A 610-nucleotide genomic window follows, 5' to 3' on the forward strand; every position below is an offset into this window, starting at 1 on the left:
AGAAATATTTGTAGATCGTGATGGCGAAGTTATTTTGAAAAAATATTCTCCTATCGGCGAGCTTGGTGATTTTGCTAAGGAATATGCAGAATCCTTATTTGAAGGGACGAATCATGTTACCCTGATCACAGATCGGGACAACATAATAGCAGTAGCTGGTGCATCTAAGAAGGAACTGCTCGATAAGCAGGTAGGGACCGTTCTCGAAAATGCGATGGAAAATCGGAAGACGCATGCGGAGACAAACGGCGGAGCGTTCGAAATTATTAAGGATACACAGGAAACATACAGCTCCTTTGTCGTTGCACCTATCATTTCGGGTGNAACAAAAATGGCCGAAACAGCAGCGGGCTTCTTGGCTAAGCAGATGGAGCAATAGACGGTTATGCAAGAATGAATACAACACATAACAGCTTCTTTAATTAAGAGAAATCTTGATTAAAGAGGCTTTTTCAACGTTCATGATTGTGAGGTATAATAAATACCAATATAAATCAATGGATAGGCAGGAGTGTGGCAGGATGAACCGCAAGCCGGAGATGGATCGGCAGGGGACGCCGCAGGAGCTCGTCGGCAGCGAACGAGAAGCGAAGGTGGATGGGCGAGTAGT

At 44.7% G+C, this 610-nt stretch carries 1 protein-coding gene; it reads left to right on the forward strand.

All coding sequences use genetic code 11. The annotated features are described in order from the left end of the window. The coding region (locus tag FJQ58_RS00870; protein WP_139990576.1) for a stage V sporulation T C-terminal domain-containing protein at positions 1 to 379 on the forward strand (379 nt) is incomplete at its 5' end. Positions 380 to 610 lie beyond the last annotated feature (231 nt).

Origin of the sequence: Paenibacillus paridis (genome assembly GCF_006345825.1) — a bacterium.
GTDB lineage: Bacteria > Bacillota > Bacilli > Paenibacillales > Paenibacillaceae > Pristimantibacillus > Pristimantibacillus paridis.